Source organism: Paenibacillus sp. JJ-223, from assembly GCF_927798175.1.
Classification (GTDB): domain Bacteria; phylum Bacillota; class Bacilli; order Paenibacillales; family Paenibacillaceae; genus Paenibacillus; species Paenibacillus hubeiensis.
The window spans coordinates 249,410-275,930 of the sequence record NZ_CAKMMP010000007.1 but is presented as its reverse complement, the minus strand read 5'-3'; the positions used below and the strand labels follow the sequence as shown (position 1 = coordinate 275,930).

General features: G+C 45.6%; 31 protein-coding genes. 23 read left to right on the top strand and 8 right to left on the bottom strand.

Features of this window, described 5'->3' with window-relative positions; translation table 11 throughout:
- Positions 1 to 58: 58 nt before the first annotated feature.
- A complete protein-coding gene (locus tag L6H98_RS15085) occupies positions 59 to 1,819 on the bottom strand; it encodes a methyl-accepting chemotaxis protein (protein ID WP_236416275.1) in 1,761 nt (586 codons plus the stop codon).
- A gap of 533 nt (positions 1,820 to 2,352) precedes the next feature.
- On the opposite strand from L6H98_RS15085, the gene L6H98_RS15080 reads away from it, so the two are divergent.
- Positions 2,353 to 4,476 (top strand): 5'-nucleotidase C-terminal domain-containing protein, encoded by a 2,124-nt coding sequence (locus tag L6H98_RS15080; RefSeq protein WP_236416272.1) that lies wholly within the window; start codon positions 2,353 to 2,355, stop codon positions 4,474 to 4,476.
- 335 nt (positions 4,477 to 4,811) lie between these two features.
- Here the strand turns inward: L6H98_RS15080 and L6H98_RS15075 are convergent, their stop codons facing one another.
- Together L6H98_RS15075 and L6H98_RS15070 are read right to left on the bottom strand one after the other, a co-directional pair.
- On the bottom strand, positions 4,812 to 5,048 hold the full coding sequence (locus L6H98_RS15075) for a hypothetical protein (RefSeq protein WP_236416270.1): 237 nt from the start codon (positions 5,046 to 5,048) through the stop codon (positions 4,812 to 4,814).
- A gap of 105 nt (positions 5,049 to 5,153) precedes the next feature.
- The gene (locus L6H98_RS15070) at positions 5,154 to 5,558 is read right to left on the bottom strand and encodes a VOC family protein (protein WP_236416350.1); all 405 of its coding nucleotides are present in this window, start codon (positions 5,556 to 5,558) and stop codon (positions 5,154 to 5,156) included.
- A 321-nt stretch (positions 5,559 to 5,879) separates the two neighbouring features.
- Between L6H98_RS15070 and rarD the strand changes: the two genes are divergently transcribed.
- Positions 5,880 to 6,758, top strand: a complete 879-nt coding sequence (rarD, locus tag L6H98_RS15065) for an EamA family transporter RarD (RefSeq protein ID WP_236416267.1) — start codon at positions 5,880 to 5,882, stop codon at positions 6,756 to 6,758.
- A gap of 91 nt (positions 6,759 to 6,849) precedes the next feature.
- Here rarD and L6H98_RS15060 read toward each other — a convergent pair whose 3' ends face one another.
- The gene (locus L6H98_RS15060; RefSeq protein ID WP_236416264.1) at positions 6,850 to 7,434 is read right to left on the bottom strand and encodes an NAD(P)H oxidoreductase; all 585 of its coding nucleotides are present in this window, start codon (positions 7,432 to 7,434) and stop codon (positions 6,850 to 6,852) included.
- Positions 7,435 to 7,681: 247 nt separating this feature from the next.
- On the opposite strand from L6H98_RS15060, the gene L6H98_RS15055 reads away from it, so the two are divergent.
- From L6H98_RS15055 to L6H98_RS15030, 6 genes are all read left to right on the top strand, one after another.
- A complete protein-coding gene (locus tag L6H98_RS15055; protein WP_236416262.1) occupies positions 7,682 to 8,068 on the top strand; it encodes a helix-turn-helix domain-containing protein in 387 nt (128 codons plus the stop codon).
- A 57-nt stretch (positions 8,069 to 8,125) separates the two neighbouring features.
- Positions 8,126 to 8,398 carry a hypothetical protein gene (locus L6H98_RS15050; RefSeq protein ID WP_236416259.1) on the top strand — a complete coding sequence of 91 codons (273 nt, stop codon included), beginning with the start codon at positions 8,126 to 8,128 and terminating at the stop codon, positions 8,396 to 8,398.
- Positions 8,399 to 8,452: 54 nt separating this feature from the next.
- Positions 8,453 to 8,794: a hypothetical protein gene (locus L6H98_RS15045; RefSeq protein ID WP_236416257.1), complete on the top strand. Its 342-nt coding sequence runs from the start codon at positions 8,453 to 8,455 to the stop codon at positions 8,792 to 8,794.
- A gap of 26 nt (positions 8,795 to 8,820) precedes the next feature.
- Positions 8,821 to 9,720, top strand: a complete 900-nt coding sequence (locus tag L6H98_RS15040; RefSeq protein WP_236416254.1) for an alpha/beta fold hydrolase — start codon at positions 8,821 to 8,823, stop codon at positions 9,718 to 9,720.
- 72 nt (positions 9,721 to 9,792) lie between these two features.
- Positions 9,793 to 10,317, top strand: coding sequence for a GrpB family protein (locus L6H98_RS15035; protein WP_236416251.1), 525 nt, complete (start codon positions 9,793 to 9,795; stop codon positions 10,315 to 10,317).
- A gap of 390 nt (positions 10,318 to 10,707) precedes the next feature.
- Positions 10,708 to 11,607 carry an effector binding domain-containing protein gene (locus tag L6H98_RS15030; RefSeq protein WP_236416249.1) on the top strand — a complete coding sequence of 300 codons (900 nt, stop codon included), beginning with the start codon at positions 10,708 to 10,710 and terminating at the stop codon, positions 11,605 to 11,607.
- Between the two features lie 604 nt (positions 11,608 to 12,211).
- Here the strand turns inward: L6H98_RS15030 and L6H98_RS15025 are convergent.
- Positions 12,212 to 12,763, bottom strand: a complete 552-nt coding sequence (locus L6H98_RS15025; RefSeq protein ID WP_236416247.1) for a VanZ family protein — start codon at positions 12,761 to 12,763, stop codon at positions 12,212 to 12,214.
- A 228-nt stretch (positions 12,764 to 12,991) separates the two neighbouring features.
- Between L6H98_RS15025 and L6H98_RS15020 the strand changes: the two genes are divergently transcribed.
- A complete protein-coding gene (locus L6H98_RS15020; RefSeq protein ID WP_236416245.1) occupies positions 12,992 to 14,107 on the top strand; it encodes a HAMP domain-containing sensor histidine kinase in 1,116 nt (371 codons plus the stop codon).
- Positions 14,097 to 14,789, top strand: a complete 693-nt coding sequence (locus tag L6H98_RS15015; RefSeq protein WP_236416244.1) for a response regulator transcription factor — start codon at positions 14,097 to 14,099, stop codon at positions 14,787 to 14,789. The genes L6H98_RS15020 and L6H98_RS15015 overlap by 11 nt, the downstream gene beginning before the upstream one ends.
- Before the next feature lie 526 nt (positions 14,790 to 15,315).
- Here the strand turns inward: L6H98_RS15015 and L6H98_RS15010 are convergent.
- The 3 genes from L6H98_RS15010 to L6H98_RS15000 are packed head-to-tail and all read right to left on the bottom strand — an operon-like array spanning position 15,316 to position 16,629.
- Complete coding sequence (locus L6H98_RS15010) at positions 15,316 to 15,654, bottom strand: multidrug efflux SMR transporter (RefSeq protein ID WP_236416241.1); 339 nt, start codon at positions 15,652 to 15,654, stop codon at positions 15,316 to 15,318.
- Positions 15,651 to 16,220, bottom strand: coding sequence for a TetR/AcrR family transcriptional regulator (locus L6H98_RS15005; protein WP_236416239.1), 570 nt, complete (start codon positions 16,218 to 16,220; stop codon positions 15,651 to 15,653). Before L6H98_RS15005 ends, L6H98_RS15010 begins: the two co-directional genes overlap by 4 nt.
- A gap of 19 nt (positions 16,221 to 16,239) precedes the next feature.
- A complete protein-coding gene (locus L6H98_RS15000; RefSeq protein WP_236416236.1) occupies positions 16,240 to 16,629 on the bottom strand; it encodes a DUF5360 family protein in 390 nt (129 codons plus the stop codon).
- Between the two features lie 293 nt (positions 16,630 to 16,922).
- Here L6H98_RS15000 and L6H98_RS14995 point away from each other — a divergent pair, with 293 nt between their 5' ends.
- From L6H98_RS14995 to L6H98_RS14935, 13 genes are all read left to right on the top strand, one after another.
- Positions 16,923 to 17,402 (top strand): hypothetical protein, encoded by a 480-nt coding sequence (locus tag L6H98_RS14995; RefSeq protein ID WP_236416233.1) that lies wholly within the window; start codon positions 16,923 to 16,925, stop codon positions 17,400 to 17,402.
- A gap of 125 nt (positions 17,403 to 17,527) precedes the next feature.
- Positions 17,528 to 17,824, top strand: coding sequence for a hypothetical protein (locus L6H98_RS14990; RefSeq protein ID WP_236416231.1), 297 nt, complete (start codon positions 17,528 to 17,530; stop codon positions 17,822 to 17,824).
- 257 nt (positions 17,825 to 18,081) lie between these two features.
- Positions 18,082 to 18,723: a FusB/FusC family EF-G-binding protein gene (locus tag L6H98_RS14985; RefSeq protein WP_236416228.1), complete on the top strand. Its 642-nt coding sequence runs from the start codon at positions 18,082 to 18,084 to the stop codon at positions 18,721 to 18,723.
- A 173-nt stretch (positions 18,724 to 18,896) separates the two neighbouring features.
- Complete coding sequence (locus L6H98_RS14980; RefSeq protein ID WP_236416226.1) at positions 18,897 to 19,865, top strand: phosphotransferase; 969 nt, start codon at positions 18,897 to 18,899, stop codon at positions 19,863 to 19,865.
- Positions 19,866 to 19,905: 40 nt separating this feature from the next.
- Positions 19,906 to 20,379, top strand: coding sequence for a hypothetical protein (locus L6H98_RS14975; RefSeq protein WP_236416224.1), 474 nt, complete (start codon positions 19,906 to 19,908; stop codon positions 20,377 to 20,379).
- A 128-nt stretch (positions 20,380 to 20,507) separates the two neighbouring features.
- Entirely contained in the window at positions 20,508 to 20,900 is a 393-nt protein-coding gene (locus L6H98_RS14970) for a helix-turn-helix domain-containing protein (protein WP_236416221.1), read from the top strand.
- Between the two features lie 52 nt (positions 20,901 to 20,952).
- The gene (locus L6H98_RS14965) at positions 20,953 to 21,762 is read left to right on the top strand and encodes an aminoglycoside phosphotransferase family protein (protein ID WP_236416219.1); all 810 of its coding nucleotides are present in this window, start codon (positions 20,953 to 20,955) and stop codon (positions 21,760 to 21,762) included.
- Between the two features lie 22 nt (positions 21,763 to 21,784).
- The gene (locus tag L6H98_RS14960; protein ID WP_236416216.1) at positions 21,785 to 22,267 is read left to right on the top strand and encodes a GNAT family N-acetyltransferase; all 483 of its coding nucleotides are present in this window, start codon (positions 21,785 to 21,787) and stop codon (positions 22,265 to 22,267) included.
- A 77-nt stretch (positions 22,268 to 22,344) separates the two neighbouring features.
- The gene (locus tag L6H98_RS14955) at positions 22,345 to 23,085 is read left to right on the top strand and encodes an ATP-grasp domain-containing protein (RefSeq protein WP_236416213.1); all 741 of its coding nucleotides are present in this window, start codon (positions 22,345 to 22,347) and stop codon (positions 23,083 to 23,085) included.
- A 245-nt stretch (positions 23,086 to 23,330) separates the two neighbouring features.
- Positions 23,331 to 23,714, top strand: coding sequence for a GntR family transcriptional regulator (locus tag L6H98_RS14950; RefSeq protein WP_236416347.1), 384 nt, complete (start codon positions 23,331 to 23,333; stop codon positions 23,712 to 23,714).
- On the top strand, positions 23,711 to 24,577 hold the full coding sequence (locus tag L6H98_RS14945) for an ABC transporter ATP-binding protein (RefSeq protein ID WP_236416212.1): 867 nt from the start codon (positions 23,711 to 23,713) through the stop codon (positions 24,575 to 24,577). The genes L6H98_RS14950 and L6H98_RS14945 overlap by 4 nt, the downstream gene beginning before the upstream one ends.
- On the top strand, positions 24,570 to 25,202 hold the full coding sequence (locus L6H98_RS14940; protein ID WP_236416211.1) for an ABC-2 transporter permease: 633 nt from the start codon (positions 24,570 to 24,572) through the stop codon (positions 25,200 to 25,202). Before L6H98_RS14945 ends, L6H98_RS14940 begins: the two co-directional genes overlap by 8 nt.
- A 154-nt stretch (positions 25,203 to 25,356) precedes the next feature.
- The gene (locus L6H98_RS14935; protein WP_236416209.1) at positions 25,357 to 26,514 is read left to right on the top strand and encodes a hypothetical protein; all 1,158 of its coding nucleotides are present in this window, start codon (positions 25,357 to 25,359) and stop codon (positions 26,512 to 26,514) included.
- The last annotated feature ends 7 nt before the right edge of the window (positions 26,515 to 26,521 follow it).

Below are 26,521 nucleotides of genomic sequence, written 5' to 3'. Positions count from 1 at the left end.
CCTCTCCCGTTAAGAAGGTCTTGGCTTAAAAAAGAGTCCATATCGTAAAAGTTGAAACTTAATATTTAAACTTGACCGTAAGGTTTTCCAGCTTCTGCGACATATCCGACAAGGTTGCAGCCAGGGTCGTGATTTGCTCCATGGAAGCCAGCTGCTCCTCGGATGAAGCTGCAATATTCTGCGAGTTATCTGCGGCTCGAAGCGCCAAATCCGATACTTGCTCTTGGCCTGCTGTGATTTCCTGGACACTTGCGGTGATTTGTTGCGTAACGCTGGCGAGTTCTTCTGTTTGCTGCGCAATCAGGTTGGTAGAGCCTACGATTTTGTTAAACTGCTCCTCTGTTTCATTAGCAATCTGTATACCTGAGTCGACCTCCAGTTTGACTTGTTCCAATGTTTTAAGCGATTGTTCAATATCTGTCCGCATCTCCTGAATCAATGTGGAAATCTGGCCGGATGACTGGTTAGACTGCTCGGCAAGCTTCCTTACTTCAGCAGCAACTACGGAGAAACCGCGTCCTTCTTCGCCTGCACGGGCAGCTTCAATTGAAGCGTTCAATGCAAGGAGGTTAGTCTGTTTTGCGATATTTGTAATCGCATATACCATCGCATCAATTTGCTGGCTGCGTTCATCCAGCATTCTCATCATGGCATCCGTTTGGTTCACGGAACGGTTAATCAGGTTCATTTGCTTCGCCGTATGCTCGACAGCCGTACCACCGATGTTAGCCAATTCCATCGCGTCCACAGAAGAGTCCGCAATCGTTGAAGAGCTTTCCGCTATTCGCTGAATACCCACTGAAATTTCCTGGAGCGCATTGGTTGTCCTCTGAAGCATGGTTTGTTGATCCTGTGCACCGGCTGCTGATTCCTGAATCGACATGGTGATGTTTTCGGTGGCCTGGCTTGTGTGCTCTGCTCCAAGAGTCAATTCTTTGGAGGATGAAGCTACCTGCTTGGTGGAGAGATCGACTTGACGAATAAGATGTCTCATGTTTTGGATCATATGGTTAAAGTCCTTCGAAAGCTCTCCGATCTCATCGCTGGACTTATTTTTAACTTCTTCTACGGTCAGGTCGCCGTCCGCAACCGCTTTAAGCCGCTTCGCGACCTGCAGGATAGGGTTCGTTAAACGGCCCGAGATCATGCTGACGATCACTGTTCCGAGAACAACCGCAACGGCCGCAACAATGAGAACAAGATAAAGGACTTTTGTAGCACCGCTGTTGAACTCGCTTAGATATGCACCCGAACCGATGATCCACCCCCAATGTGGATCCATTTGAACATAGGACACTTTCGTTTCCACTTCACCTGTACCGGGGAGAGCCCATTTATAGGAGACGAATCCGCCGCCGCTTGTACCTACTTTAACGAGCTCTTTTCCCAAATAGACACCATCTTCTGTGACGACATCCGTCAAATCCTGGCCTTCGTTGGAAGGGTTCATTACTGAACGGGCATCTTTGGTAACCGCCCACGGATATCCCGTTTCTCCTACCGTATATTCGCTTTTGATCGTGCGCTTATTATCGGCATTTTTCTCGCCGAGCAGTTCGACGCGAAGTTTTTCCTGTGCTTGCTCCAATGTTAAATCTCCGCTTTCAACTTGCTCATTAAGAAGGTTAATCATGCCAATAACCATACTCACATTATTTTCGAGCGCTGCTTTACCGGATTCATTCATTTCATTTTTCGAAACGGTATAAGAGCTAAACCCGATGACGATTGTCGGCACAATAAGGATGGCCAGGCACAAAGAGACTAGTTTTGCTCTTAAAGATTTTATTTTTAGTAAAGATGCTAACTTTGTTTTCACTGCATTTCCCCCTTGGATATAGCCATTTACAGATTGAATTCTACCTTGTCTACATTGAACCAATGATTTTTACACGAAGTCGCTTTCGCAGTCAGAACCAGCTTCCGATCGCTGTTATCGTGTAAATGTCTAGTTCAACCTATATAATAGATAAAATTTTAAATGAATCTGTACATTATATATCGTAAAAATATCCCGAAAAATGAAGCATTTTCGTCATTCCATTACGAAGTTCGTTAGCCGATCCACGTGACTGCTTTGTTTAATGAACTTTCAGTTTTTATCGTTAACGTGTACATGTTTTTTTCAGTTTATATAGAAGGAGAATTAACAAGTCTATGGAAATAAGAAAGGGAGGGCTTTCTACCAGTACCTCAAGCGCCAACTTTGACGTGGGCCAGATATATAGGTAGGCTTCTTCTCTATTCATTTGTCAACTTTTTTACATAGATTTCATACAACCTACGATTTATATGAATTTAACCATGCTAATCTGTTTCAGGATCAGAAATTGGAGAGGGGTTTTTTAACTTATGTTATGGAAAAAAATGTTGGGTAAAAGCACAATCCGTGTGGCTGCCACTGCACTATTGCTTTCTCAATTATTGGGCGCGGTCGGTCCAGTCTCTGCTGCAAGCAATGACGTCGAAGTACACTTGATCGGAATCAATGACCTGCACGGTCAGTTGGATACGACATCGTTGGTTAATGATAAAAAAGTAGGAACAGCTCCTATTCTGGCTACATATCTAAAAGAAGCTCAAGCCAAATATGAACATTCCCTGCTCTTCCATAATGGAGACTCTGTGGGCGCATCCGCTCCTGTCTCGTCTCTGGATCGGGATGAGCCTACGATGGAATGGATGAATATGATGGGCTTTGATGTAGGTTCTTTGGGCAATCATGAATTCGACCAGGGCATCGCTGCATTAAAAGCACAAATCTTCGGCGGCCTTGATCCCAAAGAAGGCAAGGTCACTCATGCTGGCGCCAAATTTGATTATGTAAACGCAAACGTCATTGAAACCTCCACGGGCAAACCATTGATTAAGCCCTATGTGATTAAAGAAGTGGGCGGAGTCAAAATCGGATTCATCGGGTTGGTGACGAAGGCTACACCGGCTAAAGTATCTCCATCCGGCACAGCAGGCGTGCGTTTCTTAAGTGCAGAAGAAGAAGTGGAAGCCGTTAATAAATATGCAAAAGAATTGCAAGATCAAGGCGTAGAAACGATCATCGTCCTGGCGCATGATCCAGCATCAACCAAAGAAGGCGTAACCACTGGCGAAGCGGCCGATTTAGCCAAGGCTTTACCCGCAGATTCCCCTGTTGACGTGATCGTTGCAGGCGACAATCATGCTTTGGCGAACGGTGAAGTGAATGGAAAATTGATCGTGCAAGCTTATTCATATGGTACGGCATTTGAAGACATCAAGTTGATGATTGACCCTGCGACCGGGGATGTCACCGAAAAATCAGCTACAGTGACAACGACGTTCCAAGAGGGTGTAAAGGAAGACCCTGAATCTTTGGCAATCATTAAAAAATCATTGGACAAGCATCCTGAGCTTACGAAGCCGGTAGGCACAACGGATGGTTCGGTCACTCGCACCGATGCCTATAATAACGAAGCACCTCTGGGCAACCTTATTGCAGATGCCATGCGTCAAGCAGACTTTGGTGATAACGCAAGCGATGCTGACTTTGCATTCATGAATCCAGGCGGTATTCGTGCCGATCTGCCAGAAGGCGATGTAACCTTTGCGGATCTTGCCAAAATCCAACCTTTCGGCAATACTCTGGTGAAATTAGAGCTGACGGGTGAACAAATTCAAACCTTGCTGGAGCAGCAATGGGGTACGAATGCGGACGGCACACCAAACACCAAAACATTACAAATTTCCGGCCTGAAATATACGGCAGATTTCAATAAGCCAGTAGCAGAACGGGTGACTAGTCTAAGCCTTGAAGATGGCACACCTATTGATCCTGCAAAAACATATACGGCTGTCGTTAACAACTTTATGGCAGCAGGCGGAGATAACTATAAAGTGCTGGTGGATGCCAAATCATCCTTGGCAGGTCCGATCGATCTGGATGTATTTTACCAGTACATCGTAGATACGTATAAAGGTGGCGCGATTCAAGCTAAAACGGAAGGACGGATCACGAACGTCGCTGCATCTACGGACCAACCGGAAACTCCTGTAACAACAGAAGTCATTTCCCGCGCTGAATTCGTAAGTGCGCTGGTAGACATGTTGAAACTGAACGAAGTAACTGCAGCGCCTGCATTCAAGGATGTGGCTGCCGATGCTGCATATGCTGATGCGATCGCTGAAGCCGCTCATGCCGGATTCATTCAAGGGTACGGCGGTAACTTCAGCCCGGATCGTGATATCACTCGTGAAGAAGCGGCTACGATTCTTGCTAAACTGCTGAACAATCAAGATTCTGATAAAAATGCGGCTGCGATCATCGCAGGTTTCGAAGATGGGAAGACCGTTTCCAAATATGCGGTTGAATCCATGGCAGCATTGATTGACCAAGGTATTCTTGGCGCCGCAGAGAAAAACCTGCTTCAACCTAAACAAACGTTGTCTGCTGACGATGCAAAAGCTTTAATTCAAAAAGCGGTTGCGGCAAAAGCTTCATAATGTAGAATATTCAAACCTAATAGTAAGACAGGAAAACACATCCTTTTGGGTAAAGGGTTTATCCATATAAACCGCAATAATCGATCACACTAGCCACTGCGAGTGCAGTACCATCTTCCGATCGCTGTTATCCCCAGATTTTTTGAATCCCCTTTTCTAAGGGGAAAATCCGGTGATAAACGCGACCGCTTCGCTTCTTCGGATTGGTTCTGCCTCTCCGTTAACGTGTGGATGTTTTTTGCGGTTAATCTAGGAGAATGCGATGTCCTCATTTAGGATGTGTTTTCCCATGCTTACATTTATTCCAATTATTACATAGAATACGCGACGGTCGATCAGGTCCAGGCCCACAGGAACCGGTCGCGGTCCCAGGCAATTCTGCCGCCGTGGAGCTTGCGGAAAGCCTTTTTCACCTCTTTGGATAACGATGCATTTCCATTCTCATTGATGAATACGAATTGTTCGCCGAAATGGGTCTTCGCATATTCGACCGCATCGCTCTGGGTCAGCGTCCCCGTGAACCTGATTTCCTTGACCATCCATTCCGCGACTTCCTGTGCGGTTGCTTCCATGAAATCATGCTCCTTCCTGCTCGTTGATTGCTCCATTATATCATGACCCGCAGCGAGCACTTGAAGAGAATCAGGCGGCACAATCGCCCATTGCCTCAACAACCGTCAACGCCTGCCGTCGAACCGTTGGATGGCTTCCTCGGTCACCGGCGCGAAGAGGTTAACAAGGTTGCCGTCGGGATCGCGAAACAGCATGGCACGGTTCCCCCACGGCATCGTGGTCGGTTCCTTTACCCACTCGCTCACAAGCGGCTTCAAACGCTCGTATTCGGCATCGACATCATGGACGCGGAACTCGATGATGACCGTGTGATTGTCGGCCGCCACTGCGGAACCCGCACCGAACAGCTGCACCGTCTGGGAGTGGCCGATGGCCAAGGTGCACGATGGCATCACGAATTCGGCAAAGACGGGCGCGGGGCGTTCCGCCGAAACACCCAAGATTTTCTCATAGAACTCGACGAGACGATCTACGTCGTCGGTAATGATGCGTACAGAAGCAAAATTCATGATATACCATCCTTCCCATAATAGGTAATACAATACCTTGAACATATTATTTTGGGCCAAAGATACTTCGCATTGATTTCCTATGCCCTTACGATCCAATGATACAAAAGCGCTGCTGACAACAGTATGTCAGTAGCGTTTTATATAAACTGTAGGGAAAGAGTGATGGGCTTTAGCTGACGGAAAACGATGGCTCCAAACACAGAAGCAGCCTGACAACAGCGCGGCGTTCCGAGAGAGGAATGATTCATCCCTTTACTTAAACGAGGATCGAGGCGTATAATCCGTAAAGACATCGGAGTGAGAAGAGGGAAGTAGATTATGAATAACGGATTGGTCAATGCGATTATCGCGTATATCATGTGGGGGGTTCTCCCGCTTTATTGGAAGTTGTTTAACGATGTGCCGGCAGGCGAAATTCTGTCCCATCGGGTTGTCTGGTCGTTCGTCTTCATGGGTATTCTCGTCGCCGTCCAGCGCCGCTGGGGTGACATGAAACGGATTGCGGCCAGCCGTTCGCTCCTGCTGTCGCTCGCCGCCAGCGGGCTGCTGATCGCTGCGAATTGGCTCATCTTCATCTGGGCGGTCAACAACGACCACGTCGTTGAGACAAGCCTTGGCTATTATTTGAACCCGCTGCTGAACGTGCTGCTGGCAGTTGTCTTCCTTCGTGAGAAGCCAAACCGCGGCCAATGGCTCGCGATTGCCATCGCTAGCGCCGCGGTGCTCATCATCGCCGTCGACTACGGGCGGTTCCCGTGGATCTCGATCTCCCTGGCCGCAACGTTTGGCTTGTACGGCCTCGCGAAGAAAAAGATCGGACAAGACGCTTCGGTAGGCTTGCTGTCAGAGACGGCTGTAGTCCTGCCTGTCGCGCTCGGCTACTGGATCTATTTGGCTGCCGTAGGAAAAACGACGGCATGGACGCTGCCTGCGTCCACGTTCGTCGAGCTGCTTCTTTCCGGCGTGGTCACCGCGCTGCCGCTGCTCTTCTTTGCGCGGGCGGCCGCCCGGATGGCGCTGTCCACCCTCGGCTTCGTACAATACATCGGGCCGACGATCATGCTGTTACTGAGCGTATTCGTGTTCAAAGAATCGGTCTCGCCGGTTCTTCTCATCGGCTTTGCGCTCATCTGGACAGCGCTTGTCGTATATGCTGCCGCATCCGTTCGCGGTGCGAAACTCGCAAAGGTCAACTGACTACAAAAGCATGGCCCTGTACCGTCAAAACAGCCATTTCCGTCCACTGGGGAGGAGATGGCTGTTTTCCGTTTGGACTTATAAGCGGTCTTCAGAGCGTGCTGTCCTTGGCGTAATTCACTCCTAAATGATGAGCCCGATCAAGCAGCATTTCATAATGTTCTGGCTTGGAATCCAAAGTCTCATATAAAAATTCAACCTTGGAATAAGGTACGCCGCAATAATCTGCGATGCCTACATTAAGCAGATGCGTGATCGATTCATCGTAGTTGCGCTTCTGCATCTGTTGTTTCGAAACGCCCGCAAGCCCAATCCACAGCATATGCTGATGATGAAGCTTGTTCGAACCGTAGGCAAACCCGTTGTTCAATACACGATCAACATACCCTTTCAACATGGCCGGCAGATGCCACCACCAGATTGGAAAAATAAAGGCCACGGCATCATGCCTCTTCAACCGTTGCATTTCCGTTTCGATCTCAGGGGAGAAGAGCTGATGCTCCAGAGACCAATCAGGTTCATCGACACCTTGAAGAACTGGGTCAAAGCCAATCTCGTGCAAATCCAATATTTCATAATCGTGGCCAGCCTCGGCAAGACCTTGCACGAAACGATCGGCAACCTGAAAGGTCAAGGAATCTTTTCTCGGGTGCGAAACGATAACCAATACGTTCATATTTGTATTTCACTACCTTTCTCCAGCGCTGACTTGTAGCCATGCTCCATGGCTGATGCTATTATAAACGAGGAATGAAATATTCTGGAAGAACGCACTTTCAAGTTCTATAGGAAGAATGAAGTGCCATAGGAACATGAAAGTACCTATATAAATGCCATAGAAATGGGCGCGGGTCCTGGACTGAAGATAAGAATGGAGGTAATGGTTGTAGCCGGAATACAGCCTGATCACGGAGGGATAACAGATGACTGAGCATCGCAAAACGAACGCTCCCAAGAAATATAAAGTAGGCGTAGAGGCGGCCTTGGAGGTGATGGGCGGAAAATGGAAGCCGTTGATCATCTATCACTTGATGACAGGACGGAAACGCACGTCGGAGCTCAGGCGGTTGATCCCTGACATTACGCAGAAGATGCTGACGACTCAACTAAGAGGCCTGGAAAAGGATGAGATTGTGAAACGGAAGGTCTATTCGGAGGTTCCCCCTAAAGTGGAATATGAGTTAACGGACTACGGCTGGGGACTAAAGCCCGCCCTCGATTTTTTATGTTATTGGGGAGAGGATCATCTGGACAAAGTGTATGGCGACAAATCCAAGGTTTTGGAGGACTTTTCGGGCTGTAACGAGTAAACGGGATGATTCCAGATCACTCCTGAGCTAAATCAGCTGATTGACAGGGGGATGAGTATGAAATGGCAAGAGGTTCAACAGATTTTTCCGAATCAATTTGTGAAGTTTGAAGTTCTTCACTCTGAAGAGACGGAGGATCAAGAAGTTATAGATGAGGTTGCTGTAATCGGACCTGTACGCGACGAAGAGGCAACCCGAGAATTATTAAATAGCCGGGATAAAACCTTGGTCTATCATACTTCCAAGGAACAAGTTATCGTTAAGGTGCGGAAGAACGTGGGTCTAAAGAGAGATTTGCATTCAAATATCATAATATTAACGGATTATTAGGACTAGACATACTGGTAGATGTAGAATGAATACCAAAGAAGTTATCAAACAAAAGTGGGGGTGATTCATCTGACCATTGCTGCAATTATCATAGAGCCAAAAGATCAGGATCATTTTTATGTCCCGGTGTCAACGGAAGCCTTTTTCCAAAGATGCTGGGTGCCTGGAATCATCGCATTGGAATTGGATTTGATTTCTCGATTTGCTGATCCTGGCATAGATATCAATATTCATGATCTTCCCAAATTAACGGGTGAATTCCATGTGTTAAGGGAATGGGCTCGGAGAAACTTGGATGAAAATGATTCTGCTCAATTAATAAATCGAATCAATTTCCTTCTAGAGAAGATCGGAGAAGCATTTAGTGATGAGAAAATCATCATCTATATTGGATAACTGTAGTATGAAGATTGGAGGACAGTATGAGTTCATCCTTATTTTCAATCAGAGGCACTCGATTATTTGTTGAACAGTACAATGAACCATGTGAAGAAGTGCTCCTTTATTTGCATGGGGGACCCGGAGCAAGCTGTGTGGATTTTTGTTATTTTCAAGCCGAAGCTTTATCTGACTCGTTAAGAGTGATTGCGATCGACCAAAGAGGCGTATTACGCTCTGACCCCATCCAAGCGAATGAACATTTTGGATTAAACGATATTATTGAAGATCTCGAGGAACTACGAAAACAAATGGGAATACGCAGGTGGAGTGTATTAGGGCATTCATTCGGTGGATACTTGGCGGTTAAATATGCATTAAGTTATCCAGAATCGATCCATAAAGTGATTTTTGAAACGCCTTGCTTTGATGTGAAAAGGGCAACCAGATCCATCATTTCGAAAGCCAAAGAACATTTTATTCATGTTCAGAATCAACCTGGTATTGAAGCGTCGAATGAGTATCTCCATGGAAATTACAAGCCAAATGAATTATGGAATGCTTTAGGGGATGTTTTTCAATTATTAGGCGAGGATAAGAATCTTTTATATTTTCGGCAATTAACTACCCATCAATATGATGAAATCATGCAAAGCCAGGCATCCTCAAATGATATGTGGAGTAAGAATCAAGTACATAGTCAAAAGCTGCAAGAAGAAGGATTGTTTTTTGAAAATCTGCTGCCCAAGCTATCCGGCTTAACACAACCCACCCTATTATTAGCAGGGGCCTATGATCCTGTTTGTTGTGGTGAGCAGCAACGGGTTTATTTGGAGAAAGTGCAGGACGGTAGGCTCGTCATGTTTGATCGAAGTGCTCATTTTCCGAGGCTTGAGGAGCCAGAGAAATACACGATAGAGGTATTGAACTTTATTTTTTCTTAGAGAAAAGGACCTCAGTGATTGTTTCTGCAGGTGAATATCCAAATACATATAAAATCCAAAGAGGTGATTCAGATGCTCGGCTTGCCCAAAGGTCAGGTGTTTCTTGTTCCATGGACTGAACAATGGGAAGTTGAATTCACTGAGGAAGCGATGAAGATTCGTAATGAACTGAAGGGCGATATTCAATCGATTCATCACATCGGAAGCACTGCCATCAAAGGACTACGTGCCAAGCCGATCATTGACATTGCCATTGAAGTAGAGTCTTTTGAAAAAGGAGAGCGCTGCATCCCTGGGCTGGAGAGGGTGGGTTACTCCTATAAAGGCACCAATATATTACCGGATCGGCACTATTTCAGTAAAGGCGAACCTAGAACTCACCAAATTCATATGTACCCGTCCGGGAGTGAATATCTACATAAGCAGTTGTTGTTCAGGGACTATTTAATATCCAATGTCGAAGCAAGAACAGCGTATCAACAGCTTAAAGAGGCATTGGCAAAGGCGAATTCGACCGATAAGTTGGCGTACGCAGATGCGAAAACGGAGTTTATCCGTCGCGTTGTATCGGAAGCTGAATCCACTGATACTATATAAACCGCAAAAAACATACACACGTTAACGGAGAGGCAGAACCAATCTGGAGAAGCAAAGCGGGCGCGTTTATCACCGGATTTTCCCCTTAGACAAGGAGATTCAAAAAAAATCTGGGGATAACAGCGATCGGAAGATGGTACTGCACTCGCAGTGGCCTTGTGTGGTTGATTAATGCGGTTTCTATAGTTTCCTCTGAATCCATTGATAAGACTTAACCCTTAGGTGTGGCGATTTTGGTCATAGTAAGGTGTGTTTCGCTTTCTTCAACGTAACTGGAAGCATAAGTTTGTGTCACAGATCGAGACTGGCGGACAGGAAACTTATTTATGCACAAAAAGTTGCGATACGAAGCCATGGCATCACTATACTTCTATGAAGAGGAGGGGTTAGATGGATTGGCTTATGAGAATGAATCGGGCATTGGACCATATCGAAATGAATTTAACCGGAGAAATCGAATTAAGCGAAGTGGCTCGTTGTGCTTGCTGTTCGTCACATCAGTTCCAGAAGATGTTCTCGTTTATTACTAACGTATCGCTTGCGGAATATATAAGGCGAAGACGGCTTACCCTGGCGGCCATTGAATTGCAGAATAGCGATATAAAAGTTGTTGATGTTGCGATAAAGTATGGTTATGAATCACCGGTTTCATTTGCAAGGGCTTTTCAAGCGCTGCATGGTGTTAATCCGGCAATGGCCCGTCAAGAAGGGACTGCTCTCAAAGCCTATCCTCGACTATCCTTCTTCATTTCCATTAAAGGAGAAGAGGCCATGAACTATCGGATCGAGACGAAAGAATCCTTTCAAGTATTCGGGATCGAAAAAATGTTTCCATTAAACGGCGTAGACACCCCGGCAGAATTTTGGAAGCAAAGCCATGCGAACGGCGAGGTTGAAAGGCTTGCTGCCAATGCAGGCGACCTCCCCGCCTTTTTAAATCAGAACTATCATAAGGTACATGCCGTTTGCAGCTACAAAAAAACCGATGAGGATACTTTTCCGTACATGTTGTGCGCATTTAAAGGTAATTCAAGTAAAACGGATGGGTACACAAGTATAACCATACCAGCTCAAACGTGGGCGATATTTTCTTCGGATCCGTTCACATGGGACCAATTTGATGAAACGATTGAGACATTGTATAAACGATTTTTCTCCGAATGGCTGCCTACTGCTGGATACGAACAGGTCGATGGAATGGAATTTGAAATTACAGGAGGTAAAGATGGGCTTCATTTCGTTGAGCTATGGTTTGCAGTAAGGAAAATATCCGAGCATAGACCATTTTAATATTCTACAAGAGGTAGAAAAAGATATGTATTACGTTGAAATCCTGACAACGATGTTGTCAGGATTATTAGTTTAGAATAGCAGCAGATACCCACACATCACTGACCGAGAGGAGGAATGCCTATGAGAGGCGCAGCCGACCTTGCGGCGGGCATCGGGGACTGCCTGCTGTTAATCGTCCTCTTTGTTCCGCTTACAATATACGTGTACTTAAAGAGGCAACTTCAGTAGGAGTGTAAACGATGTCATTGCATAAAACATGCGAACTACCTCGACTTCCGTTTCTAGAGGTGAGTGAGGAAAATTCATGAATGAGATCAGGCAGACTAAAGGGACCAGGGAGAAAGCGGGCTGCGCGGCTTGTTCCCTGGTTCATGCCTGCATGGGACCGAAAGCAGCCGAAATGGAATCGGCTGCTTTTGTTCAATTAACGAAGCAGGTTAGTCTAACAGTTCCCAATAATACTTATTTGAATGTTTCTTAAGTTATTGGCAGTTATCTGGATAAGGTGAGCAAACTGAGCCTCAGATTAATACAAGGCATGAACTGTTTAAGGAGATCCCTCGGTTCGATGCCTTGTCTTTTTTGTTTTTATCTATATTCTCTAAGATAGTCGTTGATTGTTAGGGGAAATCCAACGTAAAAGGTTCTTGATCGGTCCTATTTTGATAACTTGTTGGATTATGAGGTAACCTACAACACACCCTATCGTGTTAGCTATAAGGTCATTGATGTCAATACTTCTTGAACTGCCTAGAATTAATTTAAGGATCAGCTGCATAAACTCAATGCCGAATGATACGGTCAGTCCTATTCGTATTGCTTGTTTTAAGGAAAAGATGCCGCGAGGCGCAAGCCATACGAAAACACCCAATGGCATAAATAGAATGATATTTAATATAAAACTTGTCATATCAATTGTTAAAATGGGGATAAAATTAATTGAACTGTACCAAGGAGCTTGATTACGGTGAATGCCGAAGGTTAGCTCTATAGGTAAAAATACAAAATAAATGACACCTAACGCATAGCAAAAAAATAAAACTTCAAGTAATGTTATCTTATTTTTTTTATGAGTGACCACTCTAAAAATGATATATAGCAGTGCTAATGGGATTAACACGGCTATTGGTGGAATAGTGTATAACAAATCCATAAAACTCTCTCCTTTGTTGTATCAGCTGATTTGTAACCAGTTTACAAGGAGAACATTTAGAAAGCTTAAATTGAAAATAAAGAATTCTAAAGTTTTTATTTTTAGGGTGAGCTGAAGCAGTGGAAAATGCCGGGCATGTCGTATATAAGTTATATGGTATGTTTATAAAATGGTTATTTGCGTACAATAATATATTCATAAATTGAAGTACGGGGTGGAGTGGATTGGATGGAAACGAAATACAAGAGAATGCGTTTGGAACTGGCGAGATTTGTTAGTCTCAACGCAGTATTTGCGTTAATAATTTGTTTTTTACTTATGGCTGTTATCTTGATTGTAAGAGCTATTTCAGAGGGATTATATAACTTCATAATGAGTTTAATTTATGAACTTAACGGATTGCTGCCCAAGGTGTTTTCTATTATGTTCCTTGTTTTTTTCTTTACCTTCATATTCAATCTATTCATAGTGTCTCGGCGGTCTTTTCGTTACTATGCGGAGTTATCCCAAACCCTTCAATCCATGGTAGAAGGAAATCGAAACTTAAAATTGCCTGTTAGCGAACAGGATTCGGTTTTTGGAGGTCTGGCACAGAACATCAATAAACTCGTTGAGCAGCTAGAGCTTTCCCTTCAGCAGGAGAGAGCAGCAGAAGAATCTAAGAATGAGCTTATTACTTCGGTATCCCATGATCTACGTACGCCTCTAACATCAATTCTTGGTTATCTCTATATTATTGAACAAGATCGTTACCAAGATGAAGTGGAGATGCGATACTATACGTCTATAATCTATGAGAAAAGCAAAAATTTAGATCGTCTTGTTAATGAACTTTTTGAGTATGTTCGTACTAAAAGTCCAAAACTTTCGCTTCATAAAGAACAGGTAAATTTGACCAGAATGCTTCAACAGCTTGCTGCACAGTTTATTCCTGAGTTTAAAGCAAGGCGTATGGAGTATCGTTTATTCTTACCAGATAGTGAAGTTTGGCTACATGCAGATGCTGAGAAATTAGTACGAGTTTACGAAAATCTTATAAATAACGCTCTACAATACGGTGCGGATGGAAAATGGATTGACATACAGCTTCAGGAGGATACACGTGGGATCCGTATCGAAGTAAGAAATTATGGGAAACCAATTCCTCCGTATGCAATTCCTTATGTTTTCGAGCGGTTTTATCGAGCGGATCAAGCACGTACCGAGGCAGGTTCAGGGCTTGGTCTAGCTATTGCAAAAAATATTGTTGAACTTCATCAAGGGGAAATTTGGGTGGAAAGTGATGTGAGCGGGACAGCTTTCTTTACGTTGTTTTTGAAAAAGGAGAATAAGGATGAATGCTAATATATTGGTGGTAGACGATGATCTTGAAATTGTAAGACTTGTGGCGCTTGCACTTCGACAAGAGGGTTATACTGTATTGACTGCATCTAATGGACGGGAAGCTTTGCAATTCATTGAGGAACAGGAAATAAATCTGATGATTGTAGATGTGATGATGCCCGAGATGGACGGACTCACCTTCTCTAAGGAAGTAAGGAAGAGGAGTGAGGATATTCCGATTCTCATGCTCAGCGCCAAGTCAGAGGATATGGATAGAATAGAAGGTTTATTGATCGGTGCGGATGATTACATGACCAAGCCGTTTCATCTACTGGAGTTAGTAATTAGAGTAAAAGGATTATTGAGACGGGCTTACCCAGCAAATAAAAGTACGTATGAAGATCCTTCCGTTTTGAAGTACGGACCACTCACCATTGATCATAGACGTTACGAAGTAAGGTACAATGAAGAAAAAATCGTTCTCACCGCAAAAGAGTTTGATATTCTATATTTACTTGCAAGTCATCCGGGTCAGGTATTTGCTGCCGAAGACATTTTTCAAAAGGTATGGAAGGAAAAGTCTTATGAGGGCAATAATACGGTGATGGTGCACATCAGTAATCTAAGAGAAAAAGTAGACAAGATATTAGGCTATAAGCTCATTCAAACTGTATGGGGTGTGGGGTATAAGATTGAAGCTTAACTTAGATGAAATCCGTGTACTGAAATGATTAATCAACCTGAATTAAGGTGATGTTAAGAATGGATTTAACAGGTGTTTAACCGGTTGCTTTAATATAAGAATCAGTGAATTTACTTATAGGGGACTACTACACGTTATACAGTTTTTTACATCCGTTACTTGGGAGAGTATAACGAATTTTGGCTGGTTTTAGCTGCGTCTGTACTTGTTGCGATAAGAACAGGATTGAATCAACTGAAAAGGGGATAGATTTAAAATGCTCACTGATAAAAATAGCAAAGACGAAATTGATGATAAAATTAATAATGCTGAAAAAGTAATAACAATCGGCGAAATCTTTTATTGGATTGCAAGGTCAGTAGGCATCATACTAAAATAAAATGGGTATTGTGCTGATGTTTTGAAATAACGATGACTCGGCAGCCGGCCCCAAAAGATCGGCTGCTTTAGTTTAACCAACGGGTGGGCTTTAAAGCGCTCCGTTTTGGAAGATGTCTTCAAATCGCGGCGACGATGCTCTCTTTTGTTAAGCTTCCTGTTCCATAGGAGAAGAGCCAAGATTGATCAATACAACGCCTGCAATAACGAGCGCAATACCAAGAACCGTTATTAAACCCACCTTTTCCTTCCATATCAGAATCCCGATGATCACCGTAGCCAGCGTTCCTACCCCCGACCATATCGCGTAAGCGATGCCTAGGGAAATGTGTTGCAAACTCAAGGAAAGCATATAGAAAGCCAGCCCAAAACAGATGACCACCGCAATACTTGGATATAATTTCGTAAATCCGTTCGATAATTTCAGCATCGATGTACCCAGCAGTTCGCCAACAATAGCCACAAGCAAAAAAAGGTACGGCTTCATTCCGATCCATTCCCCTCATTTAAAATCCCCTGCATCAAGAACTCGACCATTTGCGCCAATACCTTATCCAGGGACAATCCGATTTTGTTCGCGACATGTATGTCCATAAGCTGGTTTAAAGCCCCGATGTAAGTCTGAATGAATAGCTCGACATGAAATGGCCGGAGGCTTCCTGCCGCGACTCCTTCCCGGATCAAGATCCGAATGTTATCCCATTCATGGTTTAAGTATGTATCCACCTCATGCCACAATTGCGGATAGCGTTGTTTTAATTCATGAAGAACACGAACGTCTTTAATTACGAATCCTTGAGGCAAAATGACTAATGCCCTTCTCAGTTTCTCTACGTCAGTCAATGAAGCATCGTTCATCACTTCCTGCTCGGCTTCCCGCATATCCGCAATGGATTGATCGATCAGATAGCTAATCATTTGCTCTTTTGACTCATAGAATTGGTATATTGTCTTCGTGCTCATCCCCAGACTGGCAGCGATATCCCGAAGCGAAAACTTCAGCCCCCGCTTCATGATTTCTTCCCTGACAGCTTCCATAATTCTCTGTTTCATAAAAGGCTCACATCCCATCCTAGCTTATTTTCCGAATTAATCGAGGCAGGAAGAACAGCGGGTAAATCATCAAGAACAAATTCGGTATCCACCATGACACATCAAAATCATGCCGCAGTCCCCAGAACGCGATGGCTTGCAAGCCAGAACAAAACGTGAGCGTTAACGATATGATCCCCAAGGAAATTCCAAATTGCCGCCGCTTCTGATAAACATAAATGCTCGTTAACCCGGTAAAAGAGATCAACAAGTCCAGCGGAATAAACGATAAATTCCATGCCACCATCATTTCATTATCGTAATCCTTGTAGAGAAACTCCTTCGGCAGCAGCTGAAGAAATACGATAAGCCAGTACACGACGAATCCCAGATCGGTGACCAGCATGGCTGTCTTCAATGTTTTTCCCAATGATTTGAGCTCCTTTCTTTATACATTAGCGAGGAAAACAAAAATATCATTACGTTTTCCTTGTTTTCCATTATACAAATCATTCTCCATGTATTCAACCTTAAATAAAAACGAGCAGTTATTATCCCCTATGATCAAGTAACGAACTTTAAATTACACGAATGAGATATTCAACTCTATATTTGAAGTTCATATGAGTAGACTTCCCTATGAAGTTAATGAGAATATATTAAAGAGTATGCTTTCACGGAAAGCAATCATGAATTTAAATTTGTATTGGAGGCGGCAAACATATGGCGTGGAATATCGGGTTGCTCTGCATTCAAGCAGAATTGAATGATGTTGATCAGATTTTGGATATTTTTCACAAATCGGAAGAAGGATTATATTTTGAAGATGTCACTTCCGTTAACATGGGAGATGCTCTTGGAGTCGGAATACACGATTCTTGGGTCATCATTGTGGATACCCAAGGGCGATTTATCTACGATGAGAAATTCCCGCTTCAGTTATCTGAACGATACAAAGTTAAAACATTTTGGATTGCCGAAGGGCTTGTATATAGGGATTATGATGATAACGGCGGGAAGAATACAGAAGTTAGGGGCATAGATGAAGGGTTGAAATACTTGCATTCCAAGGGGATTAAGCCGATAGATGAATGGGGAGAAACGATCATATTTCAGATCTTGGAGAATGAGATCTTTGATATCAAAATGGAGCAGCATGGTACAACTCTACACCGATTAAGATATTTGAAATATGAATGTTGAGACAGAGCGGACAACACTTTGTATGTAGTTCCGTTTATTCGATGCAGCGGCCTACCAAGCTCACAGAATCAAGTGGATGCTGTATTAGATATGAGTATAGTGCAAGTTCTAAGGAGGTCGCGCCGATGAATGCTGGAATGCTTTTTAGAGTTGGTTTGGTGTTTGATACACCGGAGTATGGAACCATTGTTGCCGGTGCTAATCCGGACTTGGATGACATCATGCCTGCACAGATCAAAGAGATGATCGGGGAACGGATTATGATCATAAAACCAGACATGGAAGAGCAAATTTTCGAAGTGGTTTCTTTTCAAATCAGTTATTCCATTATTGGAAAAAAGAATATCGGCATCTGTTTAGGCAAAGGAATCCCATCGGAATCGATACCTGAAGGTTCGATCGTTTATTGCCATTCTTCCTAGGTTGAACCATTGCCCGAATAACCCAAATCCTGCTATAATTCCAGTATATCTACTGTATTGGGGGTTATACCGTGGCAATATTGGCAGTGCCGGATTGCTCGTTCACTAGAAAGGCCTTACGCAAAGCCTGAATAGGGGCGGACTTTGTGTAGGGCGCGACGAGAAGAGAATCGATCGCCCTGAATTGACCATAATGTTTCATCCCGCAGGCTTTGCACCTTATTTGCTTTTCCAATAAAAATAAGGGGCTGAAAGCCATGCAAACACCATTTATCCAAAACCATCAATTGAATGTCATTCAAAAACAAGCTGATTTCCTGTTGAAAACACTGCGCACAGTCGCGGATCGAAAAGTGCTGCAAACCGTCCGTCATACGGTCGTCACGAACGCGATTGCGGCTTTCGACGAGTTGACTGACGAACAAAGGCAGCTGTTGGAGCAATTGTCCTCTTACGAGGCAGCGCATGAACTGCAGGAATATCTGGACCGGCTGGAAACACACCTGATTCCATTTCCGCAAGTGACGGCGAAGCAAATCCAGAAGCTGTTTCCGAAGGCGAAGAAGCTCAAGCTGCCGAACCTGGAAACGGTGGATTACGCGCATACGACGTATTTGAGATGGACCGACATCGCGACCAACCGCTTGTTCATCGTATATCCGCATGAAGGCAAGTTCCTCGGCATCGAGGGGCGGATCACGGCCGCGAACAAGAAAGGGTACTGCATGTTCTGCAATCGCCATCAGGAGCTGGGATTCTTCAATGTGAAGACGAAGGGGAATTCGCCGGACAACTTTTCTTCCATCGGCCAGTACGTGTGTTTGGACGATACAGCTTGCAACCATAGCATTACCGACACCGCCATGCTGGAGAAGTTTCTTCTCTCGACGGGAAAATAACGCAAGGAACGAACAGGGTCGCTCTTCGGAGCGGCCTCTTTGCGTATGACTCGATTTCCATCTATGCTAGAATAAGGGATATTCTATATTAGCCGCAAAAAACATCCACACGTTAACGGAGAGGCAAAACAGGCAGCATGGCGGGAATGAATACAAAAAGGAGCGTGATGGTGATGACCCATGAGCAGCTGATGCATCTGCTACATGCTTATGAGATGGATCGGCCCGAGCCGACGTTCTTGCGGCATAACGAGAACCGAACTTATCGGGTGCAGGACAGCGACGGCAAACGGTATCTGCTTCGTATCCATGAACCCTTTGTCCAGGAGATGAAGGGACTGCAGCATACTGAAGCAGGGATTTTGGCAGAACTGGACATGTTGGAGCAGTGGGGACAATGGAGTCGGGATGAAGTACAGGTGCCTGTACGGAATAAGAGCGGAGAACTTGTCACGACCTTTGAAGCAGATGGACAAAAAATGAATGCATCGCTCCTTACGTGGATGGAAGGCCGGGATCTGAGCCAAGAAGACGTGCAGGGTGCCGATATTGCGAAGAAACTGGGCAAGCATATGGCGGAGCTGCATGCTTTTTTCAGGCAGTACAATCCATCCGGCATGGAAGCACGGCCGAGCCAGGGGAAGGCTTACAACAAACGAATGGCGCAGGTCATTCATTCGAGCGTGTCCCAAGGCTTATTTACGCCTGCCGATGCGGCTACCATTGACGAAACGTTGCAGTTGGTGAACGAGCGATTATCCGATGAAGGCGGGGATGACGGGCCAGACCTCATTCATGGCGATGTTTGCCAGGGGAATGCGATCCTTACGGTGCATGGTGACGTACGGTTCATCGACTTCGGTTTTTACGGAAAGGGCTACGCACAGACGGACACGGCGATGGGTGCAATGATGCTGCCTGCGAATCGGCGGGATGCGTTCCTTGAGGCGTATTATGGACGAGCTTGCTCAGAGAACGAGTTGCTGCTGCTGGAAGGTTTAACGCTCGCTGCGATCATCGGGTTCTATGTCTTTCAGATTGGGAACGAGAAGCATCACGATGGGATGCGTGAGCGAATGCCGATCTTGTGTGCGGAGCGATGCCGGCCTTTTTTGCGAGGAGAACGGATCTTTTATCAATAATCAAAATAAGCCTACCGAATCAATGTGAGGGAGAGAACAAATGGGAACGTTAACGCTTAAACGTTTTAACGGCATTGAACAATTCCGATTGGTGAATTCCAATGCTTTTGCCGTCAGAAACGATGATGGTACGATTATGTTATGGTTTGAAACGGAGACAGACCCTGCGGCCATAATGTCCGTTGAGGATACGGCGGAGCTTTCCATGAATCCGGATGCGGAAATCACGTTGATCCTTGAGCATCTTGCCCTCAAAGAATTCAAGGCCTTGTCATACGAACTTATAAACGGATACAATCCGGAAACGAGAAGTCTGGATGCGAGGCTCTATTATTTCGAGCATGAGGCAGTTAATGAAAACACCGTGGAACTGGAGTATAGAGACAAGGGCGTTTTTTATCTCAAGTGGGCAGGGAGAACGACAGACATCAGCTATTACGATGGAAGTAAACCAGATACGATTCTTGAAGTAGAAGGGGAGTTTATTTTAAAGGATTATGAGAAATGGAATTGATTGGAGCATATCACCATCAAGGAGGGAATTTGAGTTTGGTCTTAAGACTGCGTTCGAATAAGATGGTTGAGTACGGACTCGTATGTGAAAGCAAGGAAGAAAAGAGGCGTAACGAGGAGGATCAATAGATGAAAACCAATAACTATTCCGCCATATCCAGCGGGATTATCGGGTTGTCCATCATTATAGGAAGCTGGATTTTCGTAAGCAATCAACCAGAGTCGATCATCGTGGACACAAGCGTCCCAACCGTCGCGTCGTCGTCTAATCCTAATGAATACGGGCCAATTTTAAGTATCGCTGAGGCGGCCGATTATCTGAATCTCTCGGAAAACGATGTTCAAAATATTATCGCTTCCGAACAGAAGAAACTAAATGATAATGGAACTTTTCCAGGAACGATGTTCCCCTATTTCAAAATCGGCGAGGTGATATATGTGAGCAAAGAAGGATTGGCTGTGTGGCTTGCAGATACGATCGAGCAAAAGAGACAGTATCTTAACGGCACCGTGCTGCAATAAAGGGTAAAGGATATGGCGATATGAAAAATACATAGATGAAGGAGACCTTTGCATGCCGGAGCGTGAAGAAATTCTTTCTGGAGGAAACGTGAATCACGTCGTCCGAATTGGAGGAACAGTGCGCCGCAGCGTCCAATCCGATTCGTATGTACATGAACTGCTGCAGCATCTTGAAAAGGTGGGTTATCCGAATACGCCCAGGTTTAGGGGGATGGATGAGAAGGGGCGAGAAATTCTGACGTATCTGGAGGGCGTAGTTCCGGGAAACGATTATCCCGAAATAGACAGAACGATGTGGTCGGATGAAGTATTGGTTTCGCTTGCAACCCTTCTTAGAAGCTACCATGATGCAACCGTCGGCTTCAAGTCTTCGGTGGACTCCCTACAGGCTTACCCTGATCCTTCCTTGCATGAGGTGGTTTGCCATAACGATGCGGCCTTGTATAACGTCGTTTTTGACGGAGAACATCCCGTTGGTCTGATTGACTTCGATATGGCAGGTCCGGGGCCTCGCATTTGGGACATCGTGTATATGTTGTATACATCTGTTCCTTTATCGGGTATTTCACCAGGAAGTGAGGATCGCGTTGTCGTGGAGTATGACCCAAAGGTTCATGCTGCCGAACGGGGAAGACGCATCGGACTTTTTTTAGATGCTTATGGTATTTTAGTGCCCGGCAGTCTTAAAGCATGGGTAATCTCCCGAATTCAGCACATGTGTACAACGTTGTCCGAGCGCGCAGCTGCTGGAGAGGCCGCATTCGTCAAAATGGTGGAAGAAGGCCATCTTGATCATTACCAGAAAGAGGTAGAGTTTCTGAAACAGCATTTTGATGAATGGTGGCAGGAAGAGCGGATATGACCTTGGAAGGAGAGGGCAGACAATGTACATTCACAGAAATCTTGAAAATATCGATTTGGAAACGATCTGTACTTTTCCGCAGAACGAGGAAGAACTTTACTATATCAGTCCCCGATTTACATACCCGCTAACGCCCGATCAAATTCTGAGTTTATTGCAGGATCGCCACGAGCCGACGGTTGTTCTGAATAAACATACGAATGAAGTCGTGGCCTATGCAAACATATACGGAAACGACCCTGCCGAAAGGACGTGTTGGCTTGGCAATGTGATCGTCTCACCCGGGTATCGGGGCACAGGGGCGGCGCCATTTTTGATTGGCGTCATGCTGGACAAAGCGAAAAACAGCCTGGGCAGCCAAACGCTCCGTTTGGCCTGCCATAGCACCAATTCACGAGGCTTGGCTTTTTACGCCAAGCAGGGTTTCAAACCATTTGATCTCCGTATAACAAAGACGGAAGAGAAGTCGATGATCACTATACACATGGTTAAGGCATTGATTTAGCGCCCCCGGAGTGGGCGGGAAGATTGCCTCTGATTGTGGGACTTTTACGAAAAGTAAAAAAGCGAGGAGAACGGTCGATGAGAGCGTACATACAGACGAATGCAAAGGGCGACTTCTATAACGTCAATGCCTTTATTGCCAATGAAGGATTCACCGCACTGGGCTGGGAAACGGTCAAGTACCATGATATTGCCGGAATTCAGGAGAGGCATCCGGAACATGTCGTCGTAGGCGGCATCGGCAATGTAAGAAAACGACTGGAACAATTGGGGGTGGCCGGCAACCGGGAGGAAATCGACTATCCAGCCTGTTTGGCCGGCTATTTGGGCCGGAAGGTGTGGGTTACGACGATGCGGGAGCTGTTCAAGGATCAGGAGCACTGGAATGTATTCGTCAAACCGAAGGATGTCACCAAAAAGTTTGCCGGAACCGTCGTGAAGGAATACAAAGATTTTATCGGACTCATGGATGATCTGGAAGATGCCGCAGTCTGGTGTTCCGAAGTGGTGGACTTTGTGACGGAATGGCGTTGTTTTATTCGATACGGAGAGATACTGGATATCCGTCGATATAAAGGGGCGTGGGATTCCAAGCTGGACGTCAACGTCATACGAAACGCAGTCAAGGATTTTAAGGATGCCCCAGCGGCTTATGGCATGGACTTTGGCATCGACAAGGAAGGCCATATGAAGCTGGTGGAGATCAACGATGGTCATTCGCTGGGGACATACGGCATCGGGGCTTTGGATTATGCCAAATTCCTATCGGCCAGATGGGCGGAACTTACAGGTACGACGGACGAACTGCGAAGCCTTTAACGAAGGGACTGCCTGGCAGGCTTGAACAACAGAATACAGGTTGAATTCAAAGTTCGTGATGCCGATGCTGCATGTTGTGAGCGATGAATGCCTGGATGGCAGCCGGAGTTGCGGCTGTCTTTTTGTTTCTTTTAACCATAAACAACAATCCGAAAATGAAAAAAGGCATTGACCAAAAGAGTGTATAGTGTATATATTATACATATACAGTATATACACGGATACACCGCAAGGAGGTTACAGGCATAAAAGTCATCATATCGAACGCGTCGACCGATCCCATCTACGTTCAGATCATCAGCCAGATTCGGCAGAGCATCCTGAGCGGCGAATTGGCCCCGGGGGACAGCCTGCCTTCCATTCGGCAGTTGGCCAAGGATTTGCAGGTCAGCGTCATTACGACAAAGCGGGCCTACGAGGAATTGGAAAAGGAGCAGCTGATCGACTCGGTTCTCGGCAAGGGATCCTTTGTGTCGGGAGCCAATACGGATTTTATCCGGGAACAGCGCATGAAACGGCTGGAAGCCAAAATGCTGGACGTCATCCGCGAGAGCAAGGAATTAAGCATGAGCAGACAGGAAGTCATTGAGCACTTCCAATTATTGTTTGAGGAGGAACGCACAGAATGAATGCCATTGAAGCACGCCATCTCACCAAAAGGTACCCTCAGTTTACCGTGGACAATGTGTCCCTGAACGTGAAGAAAGGATATATCACCGGCTTGATCGGCCCGAACGGCGTCGGCAAAAGCACGGTGATCAAAATGATTCTCGGCCTGGTTCGCCCAGACCAAGGAAACGTGAAAATATTCGGCAGGGACATGTCCAAGCATGAAGTAGAGATCAAGCAGCGTATCGGGATTGTATCCGATGAATGCTTTTATTACGAGCATCTGAATATCCGTGACCTGAAAAAAATGATCGCCCCCTTCTACGACCGCTGGAATGAAGGGAAATTTAACGATTTGCTGGAGCAGTTCGAGCTGTCTCCCCGGAAGAAGGTCGAGGAGCTGTCCAAAGGTATGAAAATCAAGCTGGCGCTGGCCCTTGCGCTATCCCACGATGCCGAGCTTCTGATCATGGACGAACCGACCTCCGGGCTGGACCCCGTGTTCCGCCGGGAGATGCTGGACCTGCTTGCGGATATGATGCAAGACGAGAACAAGTCGATCATGTTCTCAACGCATATCACGACGGATCTCGACCGCATCGCGGATTACATTGCCTTCATTCATCGCGGCAAGCTGGTGTTCAATGAAGCCAAAGAGGAAGTGCTGGAGCGGTACGCCATCGTCAAAGGAGGCCCGGAGCTGCTGGATGCGGACATTCGCAGCGAATTCGTCGGCATTCGCGAGACGGCGGTCGGTTTTGAAGGATTGGTGGGTAACCGGAGTCATGCTAAACAATTGTTCGGGCACGATGCCTTGCTGGAGAAAGCTTCGCTGGAGGACATCATGTATTTCACGGCAAAAGGAGGACGCATTCATGCTTAACCTGCTTCGCAAAGATTTTATCGCGCTCAAGAGCTCGCAATGGACGGTGCTTCTATATTTGGTTATTTTCAGCGTGGCATTCATTCCGAGCATGGAGTTATCCTTCTATTATGTCGGCATCTATACCGCGTTTGGTTCCGTCATGCTGGCGACGATGATCGATATCAAAAACCACAACCACAATTTTCTCGTCACCCTGCCGATTAGCCGCAAGCAGATCGTGCGGGCGAAATATATGATGGCGATCCTGTACTCGCTATTCGGCATACTGGCCTCCTTTGTCATCCATGCCGCCGTGGCGCGGTTTGCGCCGGAGTACAGCTTGAACAAGCCCGACTATACGGTGCTGGGTGTTCTGGTTCCGCTGGGCATACTGCTGGTGCTGATTTCGATCTACATGCCTTTGTTTTATTCTTTGAGCAAAAAGGGGGCAGGCGTCATTAACGTGGTGTTTTTGGTTGCCATGATTTTGCTGGCTCAGCCGGCAGCATACCTCTTTAATTTGGCGAATGAACGCAATCTGGTCGGTTTTCCGTTACTGCTTGTCATTGCGATTAGCATTCTGGCATTGTTCATCGCTTCCTTTTATGTGACGGTGAATGTGTTCAAAAGAAAAGATTTGTAGCACGACAGTGATTGTGCCCAGGAGCGTATGCCGGTAAAATATAGATAAAATGGTATACAGCATGTGCCCTTCTGCGATGTTGAATTCATATTTGTGCAGGGAAATAGGAAGCCAAGTGTTTGCGCACTTGGTTTTCATGTTTTGGGGGGATCGAATGGGACTCGACTATAACTATAGGCTTATCATTCGCAAGGATCAGAAGGAGCGTCTATTCCGTTATGTCCAAGCACATGGGGAGCTGACAGGCACGAACAGCTTTTGCCTTCATTTTGACGTGGACTCCGCGATATTGAAGTATTTGGAGGGAGGGTATTCATTTAGGCCGCATTATGATCAGGATGAAATTGGACGCTCGCTCCTTCCAGGGAATAAGGCAAGAATTGGCGCTATAGAGTATTCGGAAGATCAGCTGGATCACGATCCGGAACGATTGCGTATTCGTTTTGCCGCCGTGACTTCGGATATGAGTCTCATGCTTCAAGAATCGAATGCGGTCAGAAGCTGGTTTGTCGCGTTAAGCAAACATGTGGATGCGATCATTACATACATGGATATGGAAGCCGAGGGGCAGCGGATTATTTACGGAAACGGCAAAGAAGCGTTGCTGGAGTTCAAAGAAGATGGTTTTTCTCAAGGGACCAGGATGGATTTTGTCCGCAGGATGAACGGGTTTGTCAGGCATTGGCCCAGAGAGCTGCAGCGGTACGGGACGCATTATCGTCAGCAGGAGAAGTACTCTCTTATCATCAGGAAAGAGCAGAGAGCAGCCCTGCGTCAATATGTTGAAAATCACGGGCGCATCATGGAAGAGGACGAACTTGTAATCCTTGTAGATCTGGATGCACCCATTATGAAGTATCTGGAAGACGGGTATGGAGAGAACGAGTATGGCGTGTCATACGGTTCGGTCCCTCAATCTCGAAAGGCATTGGCTTATAAGCACATTGGCGAAAATTTAAAAGTGTCGCTAGGCGGGATCCTAGTCGTGGAAGAGGAAATGGAAGGCGAGGAAGACGAAATGATCGTGCATTTCATTCCGCAAAAATGGAAATTGGACGGCGTCTTCTCTCGGTCGCTTTCCGTTAGGGATTGGTTTCGGGCTCTAAGTGTTGCCGTTCAGGCCAAGCTGGCTTTTCAGAGCGTATGGTTAGGTGAATACGGACACCGCATCATCCAGGATCAAGGTCAACCGACTCACGTGGAATTCACGGGACATTATGAGCTTGAGGTCGATCATTTTGTATGGCTCTATCGGACATTTGCGGATTATTTCGAGCATTTTGCAGATGAGCCCAGTGCTCAGGAGGAATGAACGGAAG